We start from the raw sequence: 17,368 nt of genomic DNA, 5'->3' as shown, positions 1-17,368 counted from the left end.
CTATCAGGCCAGGTCCGCGACCAGAATTTTGGAACGACGGTGATAATTGTAGAGCGCTTGTTTTTGCGCGGGCAATTCCTCCACTTCCGCCGGGACGAAACCCCGTTCCTGGAACCAGTGGATACTGCGCGTGGTCAGCACAAACAGCTTTTTTAACCCCATCTGGCGCGCCTGCTGGGCAATGCGTTGCAGCAACAGCTCTCCCCGTGAGGAACTACGATAGTCGGGATGCACCGCCACGCAGGCCATTTCGCCGACCTGCTCATCCAGGAAAGGATAAAGAGCGGCGCAGGCGATAGTCAGATTATCCCGCTCAATGATGGTGAATTTGTCGATTTCCATTTCCAACTGCTCGCGGGAACGGCGAACCAGAATTCCCTGCTGCTCCAGCGGACGGATCAATTCCAGGATCCCGCCGATGTCGTTGATGGTTGCCCGGCGGATTTGCTCGGCGCTTTCCATCACAATTTGGGTGCCTATCCCTTCGCGGGAGAACAACTCCTGCAACAGGGCGCCGTCATCCTGATAACTGATCAGATGACAACGACGAACGCCGCTGCGGCAGGCTTTTACCGCGCCGCGCAAAAAACGCACCGTACCGGAATGGTAATCACCCTTTTTCTCCAAGGCCTCCACCCGCTGCTGCGCATCATTGGGAAACAATTCGGAAACAATGTTTCCTTCGTTGTCCATCACCCCTTGGGAAGAACAGAAACCAATCATCTTTTCCGCCCGCAACTTGATGGCCAATTGGGTGGCCACTTCCTCGGCGGTCAAGTTGAAGCTTTCGCCGGTGACCGAAACCGCCACTGGCCCGAGCAAAACGATGGCGTTGCTGTCCAATTGCCGGTGGATGGCCTCGTCGTCAATGCGGCGGATCCGCCCGCTGTGGCAATAGTCCACCCCGTCGTCCACTCCGAGCGGTTGCGCGATGATAAAATTGCCGCTGACCACATTGATATGCGCCCCTTGTAACGGCGTATTGTTCAGGCTCATGGACAGGCGCGCGGTGATATCGAGTTGCAGCAGGCCGGCGGCCTGTTTGACCAGTTCCAGGGTCTTGGCGTCGGTGACCCGGGTATGTTTGTGATAGACCGGCTCCAGATTATGCGCGGCCAGATTGGCGTCGATTTGCGGCCTTGCGCCGTATACCAGCACCAGACGGATGCCTAGACTGTGAAGGAGGCCGATATCATTAACGATATTGACGAAATTGTCATGCTCAATGGCTTCGCCGCCCAGCATAATGACAAAGGTCTTGCCACGATGCGCGTTGATATAGGGAACCGAGTGGCGAAAACCCTGAACCAGTTCTGTACTACGTTCCTTCACGGACCAACCCTCAGTGAATGTTTATTCTGATTTCGTGTATTTTTATGCTAATAATGCGATGAAGGCAAGTCACTTTTCTTTCTTGCGCGATTGTAAAGAAAGGAAAATAAACCCTCGCGGCATAAGCATAGAAGCTTTTAGGGGTGACAGGAAATACAGGATTGGGTAAAGTTTTCGTCATCATAAAAAAAGCTTGGATAATCATCATAATAGCAAAGTCGACCGGGGGGACATGTCCGATTTTGATTTTTCGTCGCATCGACGGCTGCTGTTAAAAGGGGCGATGACCGCCTGTTTAGTCAGTCTCAGTCCAATCGGTTTCGCCGCCGCGCCTGTAATGGTCGCCGTGCGCATATGGCCGGCGGCGAGCTATACGCGTATCACGCTTGAATCCCGGACCGCCTTGCAATACCGCCATTTCCTGCTCGCCAATCCCGACCGGCTGGTGCTGGATATCGACGGTATGCAGTTGAACGCGGTCATGCGCGGCGCCAGTCAACTGGTCAGGGACCACGATCCCTATATCAACCGGGTCAGGGCCGGGCAGTTCGATCCTAAGACAGTCCGGCTGGTGGTTGAACTTAAACAGCAGGTGGCGCCGCGCTTTCTGACTTTGCCGCCGGTGGCTGGTTTCCAGCATCGTCTGGTGGTGGATCTCTATCCTCGCGCCGGCAGCAGGTCCGCCATACAGGATGATCCGCTACTGGCATTGCTGGAAGATTACAATCAGGGAAATTTGGCGCGCAATCTGCCGCCGGAGGCACAGGCGCCCCGGGCGGGTAGGGCGGGGCGCGATAGGCCGGTGGTGATCATGCTCGATCCGGGGCATGGCGGGGAAGATCCGGGCGCGACCGGCAAAGCGCGCACCCATGAAAAGGACATTGTGCTAAAGATTGCGCGCCACCTCCGGACGCTGATTGATCGGGAAGCCAATATGCGGGCGTTTATGACGCGCGATGAGGACGTGTTTATTCCGCTGAAGGTCCGGGTCGCCAAAGCGCGTAAGCAACGGGCCGACCTGTTCGTGTCCATTCATGCCGATGCATTCACCAGCCGCGCGGCCCGCGGCGCGTCGGTTTTTGCCTTGTCCACCAAAGGCGCCACCAGCGCCGCCGCCCGCTTTCTGGCGCATACGCAAAATGCCGCCGACGAGATCGGCGGCGTTGGGAAAAGCGGCGATCGCTATCTTGATCATACGCTTTTTGATTTGGTGCAGACGGCGACCATTAATGACAGTCTCAAATTCGGCCGGCAGGTGCTCGCCCGGATGGGTAAAATCGCCCATTTGCATAAAAATACGGTGGACCAGGCGGGTTTCGCGGTACTCAAGGCGCCAGATATCCCCTCGATTCTGGTGGAAACGGGGTTCATCAGCAATGTCGCGGAGGAACAGCGCTTGCGTACCGCGCGGTATCAGCGACAAGTGGCGCAATCGATTCTGAGCGGCATCAAAGATTATATCGCCGCCGGCGCGCAACTGGCGCATCGATAAACAAACGCCGAAGCGGGGTCACAGCGGCAATGCCGGCCTGGCACCGGCGAAAACCCGCTGCCGTCGGCGCGCCGTTAATGCCGGTATGACGTCATACGCCGTTTATCCCTATGAGGTCGCGCCGTTCATCGGGTCGCCGGTCGTGCGGGGCGGTGGATTTATCGTGGGTTTTGCCGTCGGGCGAAATATCTTTTAAGCTAGGCGCTCATCATTCGATTGAAGGATAAGTGAATGCGTACTCCGGATTACCCTTCGGCGGATGCCGAACGTTGGTCGGCGGTCGATGCCTATTTCGCCAATCTGCTGGCGCCCTCCGATGCCGCGCTGGATGCCGCTTTGCAAAATAATCAGGCGGCCGGACTTCCGACGCAGGATGTATCCGCCGCCCAAGGCCAGCTATTGGCGCTGTTTGTGCGCATGGTCAAGGCCGAACGCGTCCTGGAAATCGGTACTCTTGGCGGCTATAGCACGATTTGGATGGCGCGGGCGTTGCCGCCGGAAGGCAGCCTGGACACCATTGAGGCCAATGCGGCCCATGCCGACGTCGCCAGGGAGAATATCGCCCGCGCAGGGCTTGCCGAACGCGTGGCCGTGCACGAAGGAGAGGCGCTGGATGTGCTGCCCACCCTTGCCGGCAGGTATGATCTGATATTTATCGATGCCGATAAGCCGAATAATCCGCATTATCTACGCTGGGCGCTTACCTTGTCCCGGCCCGGTACCGTCATCATCGGCGACAATGTGGTCAGGGGCGGCGGCGTTATCGATCCGGCGTCGACGGATGCCAGCGTCCGCGGCGTCCGCGAGTTTCTGGAGATGATCGCCGGCGAACCCCGTTTGCAGGCCACCGCTATACAAACCGTGGGCGAGAAGGGCTGGGATGGCTTTGCGCTGGCGGTGGTGATTGACTAGCAGGCTGATGGTGGCGTTTCGCCCACCAGGCTCGAACAACTAAGCGTTTAAGGAATTTCGTCTACCGCGATAAAGGCGGATGCGTTTGTGTTTAAACCAGATGAATGAAAGGGATTGGTTGCGGGGGCCGGATTTGAACCGACGACCTTCGGGTTATGAGCCCGACGAGCTACCAGGCTGCTCCACCCCGCGTCCGATTAACACCGTCTGTGAGCAGATCAGGCGGCATTGAGAACTGTTTGTGAGTTAATTCCGATGCGATTGGTTGCGGGGGCCGGATTTGAACCGACGACCTTCGGGTTATGAGCCCGACGAGCTACCAGGCTGCTCCACCCCGCGTCCGTGGATGCGCACTATACACCGCATGGCTCCCGTTGCAACCTCTTTTTGCGATTTATCGACGGGAATTATGATTTTTGTTTAAATGCACGATTTTTTGCTGGTTTAATAGCCATATCTCTCTGTTCTTTTTACACTAATGCATTTAACTCTCGGTGTGTGTTTGCTATCTTTCGCCGTTGGAACAAGGTATCGATTTGCTATGAGAATAATATGAACAAGCATTGGCTAAGCGGTCTGGTGGTGGGCCTGGTTATCGCCATTCTGGCCGGCTGTTCGTCCCGACCCACTGATCGCGGACAACAATATATCGATGGTCGTCTCGAAACGCCGCTCGGGCTGGTCAATGAGCCCAACGCCAAGGGCAAACCGGTCAACGCCCGGGATTATGTCGATCAGGTATTGGAAACCCAATCCTCCTCGGCCGGATTGTATAACCGCAATTTTGCCGACTATGAAGCCGTTGAACGTTGGGTGGAGGCGGGCGGCGATACCCGGCAATTGGCCCAGTTCGGCATTCGTGCCTATCAGATGGAAGGCGTGGATCATTTCGGCAATGTGCAGTTCACGGGCTACTACACCCCGGTGATCGAGGCGCGCTATACCTCCCAGGGTGAGTTCCGCTATCCGCTGTACGGCGTCCCGCCCCGCGGTTACCGGCGGCGCCTGCCTGATCGCGCGGCGATCTACGCGGGCGCGCTTAACGGTCGCGTCCAGCCTATCGCTTATAGCAATTCGCTGTTGGACAATTTCCTGATGGAAGTGCAGGGCAGCGGTTATGTGGATTACGGCGACGGCCGTCCGCTGGTGTTCTTCGGTTATGGCGGCAACAACGGCCATGCCTATCGCAGTATTGGTAAAATCTTGATCGATCGCGGCGAAGTCGCCCGCCAGGACATGTCGATGCAGGCGATCCGCCAATGGGCCGCCCAGCATAGCGAGGCTGAAGTACGGGAACTGTTGGAACAAAACCCGTCATACGTTTTTTTCAAACCGGTACCGTTCGCCCCGGTAAAAGGCGCCATCGCCGTGCCGCTGATCGCCAAGGCCGCCGTGGCCTCGGATCGCTCCCTGATCCCCGCCGGGACGACCTTGCTGGCCGAAGTCCCCCTGCTGGATAATAATGGCAAATTCACCGGCCAATACGAGTTGCGGTTGATGATAGCCCTGGATGTGGGCGGCGCCATTAAGGGGCAGCATTTCGATATCTATCAGGGTATCGGCCCGCAGGCGGGTCAGGCCGCCGGATTTTACAATCATTACGGTCGGGTTTGGGTGCTCAAGCGTGATCCGGGCGGCGCGCAACCGCTGTTTGCCGGCAATCGCACCGAACAGGACAGGCCGGTTAACACGGTACAGGTCAGCTACAATAATTGAGCGGACCAGGCAAAACGCAGCGTGGGCATTGACAACCGAGGTTTTAGGTTTATGAACGGGCAGTATTCGGAAGGCTATTTGCAACGGTTCGGCGGTACCGCCCGGTTATACGGCCGGCAGGCGCTGGACATTTTTTCCCGCGCCCAGGTCTGCGTCATCGGTATCGGCGGCGTGGGCTCCTGGGCGGCGGAAGCGTTGGCGCGCACGGGTATCGGCGCGATAACCCTGATTGATATGGACGATGTGTGTCTGACAAATACCAATCGACAGATTCATGCGTTGCGCGACGAGGTGGGACATCCCAAGATAGACGTCATGGCGGCGCGCATCGCCGCCATCAATCCCGAATGCCGGGTCACCTGCGTTGATGATTTCATCACCGCCGATAACGTGGCCGCGCTGCTGGGCGGGGGTTTTGACTACGTCATTGACGCCATCGACAGCGTGCGGCCCAAAGCCGCTTTACTGGCTTATTGCCGGCGATACAAAATACCCGTGGTGACCGTCGGCGGCGCCGGCGGGCAAATTGACCCCACCCGAATCGGTGTGGCTGATCTGGCTAAAACCATTCAGGATCCGCTGGCGGCCAAGTTGCGTGAGCGCTTAAAGCATGATTACAACCTGGTGAAAAACAGCAAGGGCAAGCTGGGCATTGACTGTGTTTTTTCCACCGAGCAACTGGTATACCCGCAGCCGGATGGTTCGGTTTGCGCTTCGCCGTCCACCGCGCAAGGGCCGAAACGCATGGATTGCGCTTCGGGTTTCGGCGCCGCGACCATGGTGACCGCCAGTTTCGGTTTTATCGCCGTTTCCCACGCGCTGAAAAAAATGCTGGCCAAAGCCGCCCGGCAGCAGGCCGAACGGCAAAGCGCCGCCTGATATTCAACGCGGCGCCTGTAAACGCCATCGGCGGCGTCCCGCATCCTCGTTGGCGGCCCACGCCGTCAATTTCCCCATTGCCGTAGGGCGATGGCGCGGATCCGTTCGGCGATGGCGTTCAACCCGGCCGCCCGGCTGACGCTCAATTCCTCTCTTAGCCCCAGATCATCAAACAGCCCCAGTGGATCCTGCGCTTTGAGTTGCGCCGGGGTTTTCCCCTCCACGCCGGTCAATATCACGGCCAGCAATCCCTTAACGATGCGCCCGTCGCTATCGGCGAAAAAATGAAGCGTGCCGTCCGTCTCCGGCTGATAGCCGAGCCAGACGCGATTTTCACAACCGGATAGGGCGGTTTTGTCGGTTTTCAATGCCTCGGGTAGCGGCGGCAGGGCTTTGGCCAAAGCAATCACCTGACGCAAACGATCTTCCCATTGCCGACATTCGGCGAAGCGCCGCAACAGATCGTCGCGGGTAATGTCCCGGCCGAACGGATGCCGGCCGGCCTGAAAATCTTCTGTCATGTCGGATATTCCCGTGGGGCCCGCCGGCTAACCGGTCAATCCCTCAATAAACACAATGCCTTCTCAGCCGCCGCCGCCAACCGCTCCACCTCGGCCACGGAATTGTACGGCGCGAAAGAGGCGCGTAGCGTGCCGGCGACGCCCAGCGCCGCCATCAGCGGCTGGGCGCAGTGCTGGCCGGCGCGCAGGGCGATGCCGCTTTGCGCCAGGATGGCGGCGACGTCTTGATGATGAACGCCGGCGAAGACAAACGACAGCAGGCTGGAACCGGCGCAGCGGAAGGAACAAAACCCCGGCAGCGCCGATAAACGCCGTTCGGCCAAGTCCGCCAAGGCGACACTGTAGCGCTCCGCCGCGACGATATCCTGGGAGGACAGCCAGCGCAACGCGGCGCCCAGCCCCACCGCGCCGGCGATATTGGGCGTGCCTGCCTCAAAACGCTGGGGTCCCGTCAGCGGCGTGAAGCCCGAAAAATCAACCCGTTCCAGCATTTTTCCGCCCCCCTGCCAGGGCGGCATCTCCGTCAGCAACTGCGGTTTGCCATAGAGTACGCCGATACCGGTCGGCCCGTACAGCTTATGGCCGGAAAAGGCGTAAAAGTCGATATCGTCCGCTTGCACGTCCGGCGGCCGATGCGCCACGCCCTGCGCGCCGTCCAGCATAATGACCGCCCTTGAGAGCCGGCGAACCAAATGGGTAACGGCCGTGATATCCGGACAGCCGCCCGTGACATTGGACATCTGCGTGATGGCCACCAGCCGGGTCCTTTCATTGAGCAAGGGCGCCAGCGATTCGGTTTCCGGGAGAAAACCGGCGCCCACCGGCCATCTGACGACGCGCGCCCCGGTCTGTCGCGCCACCATGAGCCAGGGCACCAGGTTGGCATGATGCTCCGCTTCGCTAACGATAATCTCGTCTCCCGGCGCCAGGCGGGGACGGGCGTAGCTTTGGGCCACCAGATTAATGGCCTCGGTGGCGCCCCGCGTCCAGACAATGCTGTCGGCGCAGCCGGCGTTCAGCCAGTCCGCCGTTTGTTGACGGGCCTGCTCGTAGCGGGTGGTGAGCGATACCGCATCCGGATAAAGACTGCGATGTACGTTGCCCCGCTCGCGCCGATAAAACGCCTCGGTTGCCTCAAGCACTGCGAGCGGTTTCAACGCGGTGGCGGCGCTGTCCAGGTAGGCCACTTCATCGCACAACGCCGGAAAATATTCACGAAACTTATGAAAATCAAAATCGCCCATACCTCGCTTCCCGTCTCCAATTGACTACAGACTTCTCCTATTATTGCCCTATGGCCCGGAGATGTAACAGAATTTAATCCCGTTTTGTGGAAAACCAGCGATTGCTTGTTATGCTTTTCAACATAAGGTAAGAAAAATAACCTGCTTACCTATTAATCCACGTAATCAATGTCAATCCGCGAGGAGTGAATGATGAAGAACATAGCCGCAGCCATATCTGTTTTCCTGTTTGCATTTACCCTAAGCGCATGTTCCAGCAATTATGTCATGCATACCAATGACGGTCGCACCATCGTGACCGACGGCAAGCCCAAGGTAGATGATGAAACCGGTATGATAAGCTATAAGGACGCCAACGGCACTGAGCAGCAGATCAATCGCTCGGACGTAAAAGAAATGATGGAAGCGCAATAATCCGGCTCCAGCGATACGCCGACCAGGCGCGGTGAATCTTGGACGGGATGCGCCGTAAAAAAGCACCGCTCTCGCGGTGCTACATATTCACTATGGACAGACAGGGAAATGTACAGTAAAACCAAACGGGAAATCTACCCCACAGGGTAGAAACAGGGTCTGAAAACCAGACCAAAGATGCAAACACAACATCACACAACAAGCCAAAAGGCATCCTGAATATCGCTATCCGGGGCGTCTTTTCGTTCCGGCCTGCCGACAGCGCCACTATAGGTATTTGCTGGTGCATCCACAACGGACAATTTATAATAGCTCGGATAAAAAAAACTAATGGCTGAACGCGGTTGGCGCTTTCAGCCTGTTACCGGTATCCATCACGTATCGCAGACATGTCTAAACGATTACCCCCGCTCAATGCTCTCCGGGTGTTCGACGCGGCAGCGCGCCATTTGAGTTTTACCAAGGCGGCGGAAGAACTGTTCGTCACCCAGGCCGCGGTAAGCCACCAAATCAAATCGCTGGAGGATTTCCTCGGGCTGAAACTGTTTCGCCGCAGAAACCGGTCTTTATTGCTGACCGAAGAGGGGCAGGATTACTATCTCGATATCAAGGAAATTTTTTCGGCGCTGGCCGACGCGACCCGGAGATTGCAATCCCGCAGCGCCAAGGGCGCGCTGACGGTCAGTCTGCTGCCCAGTTTCGCCATACAATGGCTGGTGCCGCGGCTGTCGAGTTTCAATGCCGCCTGGCCGGGCATTGATGTGCTGATCCAGGCGGTGGACCGGGAAGAAGACAAACTGGCGGACGATGTGGATGTCGCCATATTTTACGGCCGCGGCAACTGGCCCGGCCTGAAGGTGGAAAAACTGTACGCCGAGTATCTGCTGCCCGTCTGCGCGCCGGCATTGCTCAACGGTTCCCACCCCCTGAAAACACCGGCGGATCTGATTTACCATACGTTGCTGCATGACGCCTCGCGGCGGGATTGGCAGGCTTATACCCGGCAATTGGGCCTAAATCAGATTAATGTCCAGCAAGGGCCGATTTTCAGCCACAGCGCCATGGTGTTGCAGGCCGCCATCCACGGACAAGGCGTCGCGCTGGCCAACAATGTCATGGCGCAGACGGAAATCGAGGCGGGCCGGTTGGTTTGTCCTTTCAACGATGTGCTGGCGAGCAGGAACGCTTTTTACCTGGTATGCCATGACAGTCAGGCGGAAGTGGGTAAAATAGCCGCCTTTCGTCAATGGATCATCGGGCGCGCCGCCAGCGAACAGGAGAAATTCCGGGTTCGGTACAACAACAGCCACCCGGTGGAATCCGAATAAATCACCCAAAACGTTGCCTTCAGGATGATGAGATGTTGAGTCGCTCAATGTTGATTTTCGCCGCCCTCAGCGGATTATGCTATGTCGCCTTCGGCGCTTTTGGCGCGCATGTGTTAAGCCGGACGCTGGGCGAACTGGAAATGTCGTGGATACATACCGGATTACAGTATCAGGCTTTCCATACCCTGGCCATTATGGCGCTCAGCGTCAATATGCGGCACCATGCCAGTCTGTGGTTTTACTGGAGCGGCGTGTTGCTGGCGATAGGGATTGTGTTGTTTAGCGGTAGCCTGTATTGCCTGGCGTTGTCCCAGCTGCATCTGTGGGTTTTCGTGACGCCTATCGGCGGAACCTGCTTCCTGGCCGGATGGATTTTGATGCTTATCGGCGCCTTGCGCCTGAAAAGGAAGGCGGCGCGCCGTGAATAAAATTATCTTGTACTGCCGCTTGGGCTTTGAAAAAGAATGCGCGGCGGAAATCGTCGAGCGCGCCGCCGCGCTTGATATTTTCGGTTTTCCCCGCGTCAAGGACGGCAGCGGTTATGTGGTTTTCGAATGCTACCAGCGCGAGGACACCGACCGGCTTTTACGCGAACTGCCTTTCGCTGAATTGATATTCGCCCGGCAAATGTTGGCCGCCGGCGATCTGTTAAAGGATTTGCCGCCGGACGATCGCATTACCCCCATTGCCGGAATGCTGGCCGGCGTGGCGCCGGGGGCGGGGGAACTGCGGGTGGAAGTGCCGGATACCAATGAAGGCAAGGAACTGATGACGTTCTGCCGCAAATTCACCGTACCGCTGCGGGCCGCGCTGCGGGTCGATAAATTGCTTACGCCGCAGGAAAAACCCCATCGCCCGGTCATCCATGTCTTCTTTATCGCGCCGGGTTGCTGCTATGTGGGATATTCTTACAGTAACAACAATTCGCCCTGGTACATGGGTATCCCCCGACTGAAATTTCCGGCGGACGCCCCTAGCCGTTCGACGCTGAAACTGGAGGAGGCTTTCCATGTCTTCATTCCCGCCGACGAATGGGACGAGCGCCTTGCCAGCGGCATGTATGCGGTGGATCTGGGCGCCTGCCCCGGCGGCTGGACATATCAATTGGTCAAGCGCAGCATGATGGTGCATGCGGTGGATAACGGTACGATGGCCGAAAGCCTGATGGCCACCGGTCAGGTGACCCACCATCCGGTCGATGGTTTTAAATTCCAACCGCCCCGTAATAACATCTACTGGCTGGTCTGCGATATGGTGGAAAAACCGGCCAGGGTGGCGCAACTGGCCGCCGATTGGCTGACCCGGGGATGGTGCCGTGAAGCCATCATCAACCTGAAGCTGCCCATGAAAAAGCGCTATGAGGAAGTCCGCCGCAATCTGGACCTGATCCGCGACAGTTTAAACGCGAATCAGGTTTACGCCGAAGTCCACGCCAAACAGCTTTACCATGATCGCGAGGAAATCACAGTGCACATCCGCCGGTTCTGGAGCGCCGTGCCGGGCCGTCGCGATGAGCGGTAACCGGTCGTTCGACCCGCGCAAGCCAATGCGGCGCCCTGTCGTGGGGGAATCCTGTCAGCAGGCCAGACCAAAGCCGCGGGCAAATCTGAGCTGGGCGGCATGTCCTTGGGCATCGATATTGTAAATATCAACCGGCAATTGACCGCGCGGCGGTAACTTGCCGGCAATGATTTCCGCGGCTGAATGCAGCGAACAGCCGCGTATTTCGCCATTTTCCTCACCGTAATAGGAATAGGTCGCCAGCACCGCATCCACCGAATCAAGGTAATTGACGACATCATAAGGCGCCCGCAGCGACAGGAAGACGATTTTCTTTCGCTGCCTCCGGGCGTAGGCGATAGCGCGCTGGATGGCCTGATCCGCGGTCAATGTCCGGGTATGGGTCTGGTCGGTCGCCGCATTGCTCTCAACCGGGCTGGCCCGCATTGACAGGCTACCGATGATCAACATTGCGCAATGTTCGATTTCCCGTTGCTGCGTCTGCCAGGGAACGTCGTCTGTCCTGCCGCGGCGAACCGCAGAAAAACCGTTGGCCGTTAAGACGTTTTGCAGTGCTTCGCCCTGTTCATTCCAGGGCATAAGTAGATATAACGGAATGTCTTTTTTCACCAGAGGCAAGATGGCGCCGCTGTTTTTCAATAATGTCACGGAATGATCGGCGATGTATTTCTCCAACCGCCTGCCCAGGCTGGCGTCAACGGCCGGATTGTCCGGCGGCGGGCCGCCCAGTCGCCGTGCCTTAAGACTCAGGATCCTGCCTACCGACGCGCTAACGGTGTTTTCGTCAATAACGCCGGCGCTGATTTTCTGAGCCAGGGTATCGATCAGGCGTTCCAGTTTGTGTCGGTCATCCGGCGAACGCAGGCTCACCGGCATCAGCGCAATATCGACGCCGGCGTTGAAAAGTTGTTCCATGACCTGGTCTATATCGAATTTCTCGCTGATGGCGCCCATATCCAGCGCATCGGTAATGGTTACGCCGGTATATTTCAACTCATTGCGCAAAAGATCGGTTTGAATTTTGCCGGACAAAGTGGCCGGTATGACAATGTCCTCGCCATCGCGGGTTCTGATGAGACTGTCATCCAGTGCGGGATATTGAATATGGGCGGTCATGATCATATCCGGCGCGTCGCCGGCCTCAATGGCCCGACGGTAAGGCGCCAAATCAATGGCCTCCGCGTCCTGGCGGTTGCGGTTTACCACAGGCAGACCGAGGTGCGAGTCGATTTCCGTATTGCCGTGGCCGGGAAAATGCTTGGCAACGCTTATCACCCCGTTATCGCCGAAGCCTTTGATCATTTGCCTGCCCAATATGGCCACCGTGGCCGGGTGATCACCGAAGGAGCGGACATTGATCACGGGATTATCCTGATGGCTATTGACGTCCAATACCGGGGCGAAATTGGTATTGATTCCCGCGGCAAGTAAATCCCGCGCCATGACACAGCCTTGCAGGTAGGCCAGGTTATTGATGCGATTGTCATCATAAGCCGCGGCCAGCGCCATATTACCCGGAAACGCGAAAAAATCCCGACGAGGCAAACGGAAAACATTACCCCCTTCGTTATCGGTGGCGATAAACAACGGAATATGTTTTGCAATAATGATTTCTTTAAGACTGGCCGTCAGTTTACCGATCTGATTTTTGTCTTTCAGATTATTGGAAAATAATTTAATCCCGCCAATGTTATAATCGACAATGATATTCCGAATGGATTCAGTTATCGCCTCCATATCCCGGACGGAGTCATCGGCACCGGATTCGCGCCATAACCGGAAGTCCAACATGATTTTTTGACCTATTTTTTCCTTTATGGTCATATGGGCGGCCAGAGCCGCGCTATTACGGACGTTTTCCAGCCGGGCCAGATAAGCGGCGCCGTCGGCAACCGGTATTACCGCTGATTTAATTAGATTGTCAATATGAACAAATTCATTATCAGGTCGAGAATAAGTTGAAGATATCATAATTGTCTCTTTATAAAATAGACACTTTGAATAATAATGGTTGCACTGCCGCTGCGATGCAACCTGAATTATTCAGTGTATATTGTCAGTAATAAAAGTATGGCCCGCCCTCTTTGCCATTGAACATCCATTTCTTCATTATTGCAAACTGCATCACGACGAAAAACGAGACCAGGCCGATGGCGGTGTTAGCGGCGCAAACGTAATTGCTGTAAATTGCCCGTCAAATCGACGTGGGTATCGAGTTTTGCGATCCGCCGGCAAAGAAAAGCCATTTCCCGCCCCGTTTCCAGCTTGCCGCGCCATTTGGGCGCGATCTGATCCAACCTGTCATACAGTGTTTCCAGCGACCCCGCCTCGTTGATAAGCAGCGCGGCGGTTTTCGGGCCGATACCGGCCACGCCGGGGATCTTACTGCCGCCGATACCGGTCAGCCCCCAATAATCGGCGAGCTGCTGTGGTTGCACGCCGAACGTCGCGGTAATAAACGGCAAATCCAGCCAGCGTTTCTGGAAATAATCGCGGATACGGATTGAAGGCGACAGTAACTGACAATACCCCTTGTCGGTAGAGACCAGCGTCACCCGCTGGCCGGCATCGGCCACTTTGCGGGCCAGCGTCGCGGCGATATCGTCGGCCTCAAAACCCGGCAATTGCCAACTGACCACGCCGGCGCTGGCGAATACCTCACGGATATCGGGCAACATCATGCGCAACTCTTCCGGCATCGGCGCGCGTCCGCTCTTATACACCGGCAAAAGTTGATGACGCCAACTGGTGTCGCGTCGTTCGTCATCAAATACCGCCACCGCGTGGCTCGGCGCGCTATGGAAAATAAGCTGCCGTAACGCCTGCCCGCACGCATCAAGGCAGGACGAACCCTGAGTGGCGTGGATTCGCCGGATAAGGTTCAGCGCATCCACGATCAATAAATGAGCCGGCATGGCTAATCTCCTTATAGGCCGAAAGGGACGGGCGCCGTTTAGAGACAGATCTCGTAGCAAGGGATGTAGGCGCTGCCCGGAAGTTTCATGCGATGCTGCGCCACAAACCCTTGCAGCAACAGATCCATGCGTTTCATGATAGCCGGATCGCCGTGAAGTTTATAGGGGCCTTGTTGTTCGATGGCCTGAATGCCGTTTTCTTTGACATTTCCCGCCACAATGCCGGAAAAGGCCCGCCGCAACGCCGCCGCCAGTTGCTCTGCCGGCTGATCGCGATGAAGATTAAGATTGGCCATGTTTTCATGGGTAGGATCGAACGGATGCTGGAGATCGGCGGCGATGCGCAACGACCAGTTGAAACTATAGGCGTCGCCGCTGGTACGCCGGTTCTCCTTGACCTGGGGCATGGCTTTCTTCATCCGGCGCGCCACTTCGGCAGCGTCGTCGATAATGATGGTGTAGTAATGGCGCGCCCGTTCACCCAGAGTGCTCACGATGAATTCGTCCAATACCCGGAAGTAGTCGGCGCTGATGGACGGTCCGGTAAGAATCAGCGGCAATATCTGCTCCCGGTTATCCGGATTCATAAGAATGCCCAGCAGATATAACAGTTCTTCCGCGGTTCCTGCTCCGCCGGGAAAGATTATCATCCCGTGGCCGATACGAACGAACGCTTCAAGCCGCTTTTCGATATCCGGCATGATGATCAGTTCATTCACCAGGGGATTGGGGGGTTCGGCGGCGATAATCGACGGTTCGGTCATGCCGATGAACCGCCCTTCTTTATAACGTTGCTGAGCGTGTCCCACCGCCGCGCCCTTCATCGGGGCCTCCATGGCGCCCGGTCCGCAGCCGGTGCAAATACTCAGCTCGCGCAGGCCGAGCTGGCTGCCGACCTTACGGGCATATTGATATTCGGTGTCGCTGATGGCGTGACCTCCCCAGCAGACAATCAGATTGGGATCCTCGCCGACATGCAATCCGCGGGCGTTGCGCATGATGGAAAACACCAGATTGGTGATATGCACCGAATTGGCCAGGCTGAGATGCTGATGTTGGCCGGCCGAGGCGATCTGGCCGTTGACGAACAGGATATCGCGCAAGACCGCGAACAGATTGGCTTGAATCGAGCGAATAAGCCTGCCGTCCACGAAAGCGTCTTCCGGGGGATTGACCAATTCGAGTTTCACGCCGCGCTCACGACGCAGCACATTGATTTCAAAATCCTGGAAACGGCCCAGTAATTCTTTGCTGCTGTCGGTCTGGCTGCCGGAATTCAGCACCGCCAGCGAACAATTGCGAAAGAGACGATAAAGATCGCTGCTGGCGGTGCGTTTGAGCATGTCCACTTCCAGTTGCGACAATAAATCCATGGAACCGAGGGGGCTGATATGCGTTATCAAAATGACTCCTTGTTGCGCGGTTTCACATAAATTCGCTGCTAACGTCCGCTGGAACGTTATTGACGGGCCAGGCGGCTTTTTGACGGCGTGAAAGGCGTGTTGCTTCGCCAGGGATTGATGTCCAGTCCGCCGCGCCGGGTGTAACGGGCGTAAACCGTTAATTGGCGGGGATGGCAGCAGCGCATGATATCGGTGAATATCCTCTCCACGCATTGCTCGTGAAATTCGTTATGCTGCCGGAACGAGACCAAATAGCGCAGCAATGCCTCGCGATCGATGCGCGGTCCCCGATAGGTGATTTGTATTGAGCCCCAGTCCGGCTGATGGGTGATCAGGCAATTAGATTTCAGCACATGACTGACCAGTGTTTCATCGACCTCGATTGCCGGGTCGGCCGCCTGGCTCAGCCAGTGATTGCCGAAGGTATAGTCATCAAATTGGATGTCTTGCTCATCGACGCATTCGCCGGCCAAGTCGGCAATGACGGCGCCGGTGAATTCATTGAGACGGAACAAGGTGAGATCGACGTCGCCCTCGGCGCAGCGGGACAGATCATTAATCACGGTGTCCCGGACCTGCGCCCAGTCGGCGAAACGGGTCTGATTGAAACTGTTCAGATACAGCTTGAAACTTTTTGATTCGGGGAGGTTGCGGCTGCCGGCATCCAGGATCATCTCGCCGACGGCAACCTGCGGCATGCCTTTTTCATTCAGCCAGGACAATTCATAGAGCGTCCAGATATCGGCGCCAAAGAACCCCGGCGTCGCGGCGTCCAGACCCAGAGGTTCGCGGTTAAGGGCGCGCGGTACGCCGCGCAACAACGAGGGATCGTAGCGATCCCGGTAATCGGCGGGCCTGCCCAGGGGCAGTTCGCGCAAAACCGGGTGTTTTTCATTGACGGACATAAATGATTACCTTGAATCCTTCTTGTTACAATGGGCCTAGTGTAACGTAGAGAGCCGGAAGATGAGAGAGATTATGGATTACCAAGTGTCACAGGCTTTGCTGGACTTTACCCGGCGTTATCAGCAGCACTGGCAGTCGGTGGCCGGCCATGCTCCCGCCAGCCGGGCATTGTACGGCGTGCCCTCGCCATGCGTCATCGCCCAGGACGACGGCGAGGTCTACTGGCGGCCTTGTCCTCCCCCTGAAGGTCTGACGCTGGCTGGTGTCGGCCGGGCGCTGGGGTTGCGTTTGCAGCCGGCCGTGGAGGCTTTCTATTGCAGTCAACTGGCCGGCGATATGGCCGCCCGCTTCCAGGGGCGGCGGCTGGAATTACTGCAAATCTGGAGTGAGCGGGACGGCATCCGTATGCAGGAAAATCTCATCGGTCATTTGGTGATGCAACGGCGGCTGAAGTTATCTCCCACGCTGTTTATCGCCAGCACCGAGTCCGAGCAAACGCTGATCTCCCTGTGCAATCTCACCGGTCAGGTGTTATTGGAAGAGGTGGGGCGGAAAAAACGCCAGAGTCTGGCTGATAATCTTCACGATTTTTTAGCTATGCTGATACCCGAGACGGCCTGAACAATTTTGTCAAATCGGTCGGTTAAAATGTAAGATATGTCTTACATTTTTTGTAAGACATATCTAGTAATATAACCCGCAACGATAATGGGCTTTTGTAATTAATTTATTTTAATCAAAGCACTAATTAGCAGTGTTAGTAGTATGCCGGTGATAGGGTCGGC

Annotated in this window: 16 protein-coding genes and 2 tRNA genes; 9 read left to right on the top strand and 9 right to left on the bottom strand. The window is 56.7% G+C overall.

All coding sequences use genetic code 11. From position 1 onward, the window contains the following. Positions 1 to 3 precede the first annotated feature (3 nt). Positions 4 to 1,332 (bottom strand): amino-acid N-acetyltransferase, encoded by a 1,329-nt coding sequence (argA, locus tag FCN80_RS11935; protein ID WP_136990386.1) that lies wholly within the window; start codon positions 1,330 to 1,332, stop codon positions 4 to 6. Between the two features lie 232 nt (positions 1,333 to 1,564). Here argA and amiC point away from each other — a divergent pair, with 232 nt between their 5' ends. After that, a complete protein-coding gene (amiC, locus tag FCN80_RS11930) occupies positions 1,565 to 2,824 on the top strand; it encodes an N-acetylmuramoyl-L-alanine amidase AmiC (protein ID WP_136990385.1) in 1,260 nt (419 codons plus the stop codon). A gap of 231 nt (positions 2,825 to 3,055) precedes the next feature. After that, on the top strand, positions 3,056 to 3,736 hold the full coding sequence (locus FCN80_RS11925) for an O-methyltransferase (RefSeq protein WP_136990384.1): 681 nt from the start codon (positions 3,056 to 3,058) through the stop codon (positions 3,734 to 3,736). Between the two features lie 115 nt (positions 3,737 to 3,851). Here the strand turns inward: FCN80_RS11925 and FCN80_RS11920 are convergent. Together FCN80_RS11920 and FCN80_RS11915 are read right to left on the bottom strand one after the other, a co-directional pair. Beyond that, positions 3,852 to 3,928 (bottom strand) — tRNA-Met (locus FCN80_RS11920). Positions 3,929 to 3,998: 70 nt separating this feature from the next. Next, positions 3,999 to 4,075, bottom strand: a tRNA-Met gene (locus tag FCN80_RS11915). 213 nt (positions 4,076 to 4,288) lie between these two features. Between FCN80_RS11915 and mltA the strand changes: the two genes are divergently transcribed. After that, positions 4,289 to 5,452 (top strand): murein transglycosylase A, encoded by a 1,164-nt coding sequence (mltA, locus tag FCN80_RS11910; protein ID WP_136990383.1) that lies wholly within the window; start codon positions 4,289 to 4,291, stop codon positions 5,450 to 5,452. A gap of 51 nt (positions 5,453 to 5,503) precedes the next feature. Next, positions 5,504 to 6,331, top strand: coding sequence for a tRNA cyclic N6-threonylcarbamoyladenosine(37) synthase TcdA (gene tcdA / locus FCN80_RS11905; protein WP_136990382.1), 828 nt, complete (start codon positions 5,504 to 5,506; stop codon positions 6,329 to 6,331). A 65-nt stretch (positions 6,332 to 6,396) separates the two neighbouring features. Here the strand turns inward: tcdA and csdE are convergent, their stop codons facing one another. Both csdE and csdA read right to left on the bottom strand, forming a co-directional pair. Then, positions 6,397 to 6,852: a cysteine desulfurase sulfur acceptor subunit CsdE gene (gene csdE / locus FCN80_RS11900; RefSeq protein ID WP_136990381.1), complete on the bottom strand. Its 456-nt coding sequence runs from the start codon at positions 6,850 to 6,852 to the stop codon at positions 6,397 to 6,399. A 35-nt stretch (positions 6,853 to 6,887) separates the two neighbouring features. Further along, a complete protein-coding gene (csdA, locus tag FCN80_RS11895; RefSeq protein WP_136990380.1) occupies positions 6,888 to 8,096 on the bottom strand; it encodes a cysteine desulfurase CsdA in 1,209 nt (402 codons plus the stop codon). Between the two features lie 189 nt (positions 8,097 to 8,285). On the opposite strand from csdA, the gene FCN80_RS11890 reads away from it, so the two are divergent. The 4 genes from FCN80_RS11890 to rlmM all read left to right on the top strand — a co-directional run bounded on the left by FCN80_RS11890 (position 8,286) and on the right by rlmM (position 11,359). Further along, the gene (locus tag FCN80_RS11890; protein ID WP_373880331.1) at positions 8,286 to 8,510 is read left to right on the top strand and encodes a YgdI/YgdR family lipoprotein; all 225 of its coding nucleotides are present in this window, start codon (positions 8,286 to 8,288) and stop codon (positions 8,508 to 8,510) included. A gap of 389 nt (positions 8,511 to 8,899) precedes the next feature. After that, positions 8,900 to 9,838, top strand: coding sequence for a transcriptional regulator GcvA (locus FCN80_RS11885; protein ID WP_136990378.1), 939 nt, complete (start codon positions 8,900 to 8,902; stop codon positions 9,836 to 9,838). A 32-nt stretch (positions 9,839 to 9,870) separates the two neighbouring features. Further along, complete coding sequence (locus tag FCN80_RS11880; protein ID WP_136990377.1) at positions 9,871 to 10,266, top strand: DUF423 domain-containing protein; 396 nt, start codon at positions 9,871 to 9,873, stop codon at positions 10,264 to 10,266. Further along, a complete protein-coding gene (gene rlmM, locus FCN80_RS11875; protein WP_136990376.1) occupies positions 10,259 to 11,359 on the top strand; it encodes a 23S rRNA (cytidine(2498)-2'-O)-methyltransferase RlmM in 1,101 nt (366 codons plus the stop codon). Before FCN80_RS11880 ends, rlmM begins: the two co-directional genes overlap by 8 nt. A 54-nt stretch (positions 11,360 to 11,413) precedes the next feature. Here the strand turns inward: rlmM and FCN80_RS11870 are convergent, their stop codons facing one another. The 4 genes from FCN80_RS11870 to queF form a co-directional block, all read right to left on the bottom strand. Continuing rightward, positions 11,414 to 13,330 (bottom strand): glycoside hydrolase family 3 protein, encoded by a 1,917-nt coding sequence (locus tag FCN80_RS11870; protein WP_136990375.1) that lies wholly within the window; start codon positions 13,328 to 13,330, stop codon positions 11,414 to 11,416. A 188-nt stretch (positions 13,331 to 13,518) separates the two neighbouring features. Next, a complete protein-coding gene (gene xni, locus FCN80_RS11865) occupies positions 13,519 to 14,274 on the bottom strand; it encodes a flap endonuclease Xni (RefSeq protein WP_136990374.1) in 756 nt (251 codons plus the stop codon). 38 nt (positions 14,275 to 14,312) lie between these two features. After that, positions 14,313 to 15,677 (bottom strand): nucleotide 5'-monophosphate nucleosidase PpnN, encoded by a 1,365-nt coding sequence (gene ppnN / locus FCN80_RS11860; protein ID WP_136990373.1) that lies wholly within the window; start codon positions 15,675 to 15,677, stop codon positions 14,313 to 14,315. Positions 15,678 to 15,733: 56 nt separating this feature from the next. Next, entirely contained in the window at positions 15,734 to 16,582 is an 849-nt protein-coding gene (gene queF, locus FCN80_RS11855) for an NADPH-dependent 7-cyano-7-deazaguanine reductase QueF (protein ID WP_136990372.1), read from the bottom strand. Positions 16,583 to 16,655: 73 nt separating this feature from the next. Here queF and syd point away from each other — a divergent pair, with 73 nt between their 5' ends. Further along, a complete protein-coding gene (gene syd, locus FCN80_RS11850) occupies positions 16,656 to 17,204 on the top strand; it encodes a SecY-interacting protein (protein ID WP_136990371.1) in 549 nt (182 codons plus the stop codon). The last annotated feature ends 164 nt before the right edge of the window (positions 17,205 to 17,368 follow it).

Origin of the sequence: Martelella alba, assembly GCF_005217455.1 — a bacterium.
In the GTDB taxonomy this organism is placed as follows: domain Bacteria; phylum Pseudomonadota; class Gammaproteobacteria; order Enterobacterales; family Enterobacteriaceae; genus Acerihabitans.
This window is presented reverse-complemented; position numbering and strand designations above follow the sequence as displayed.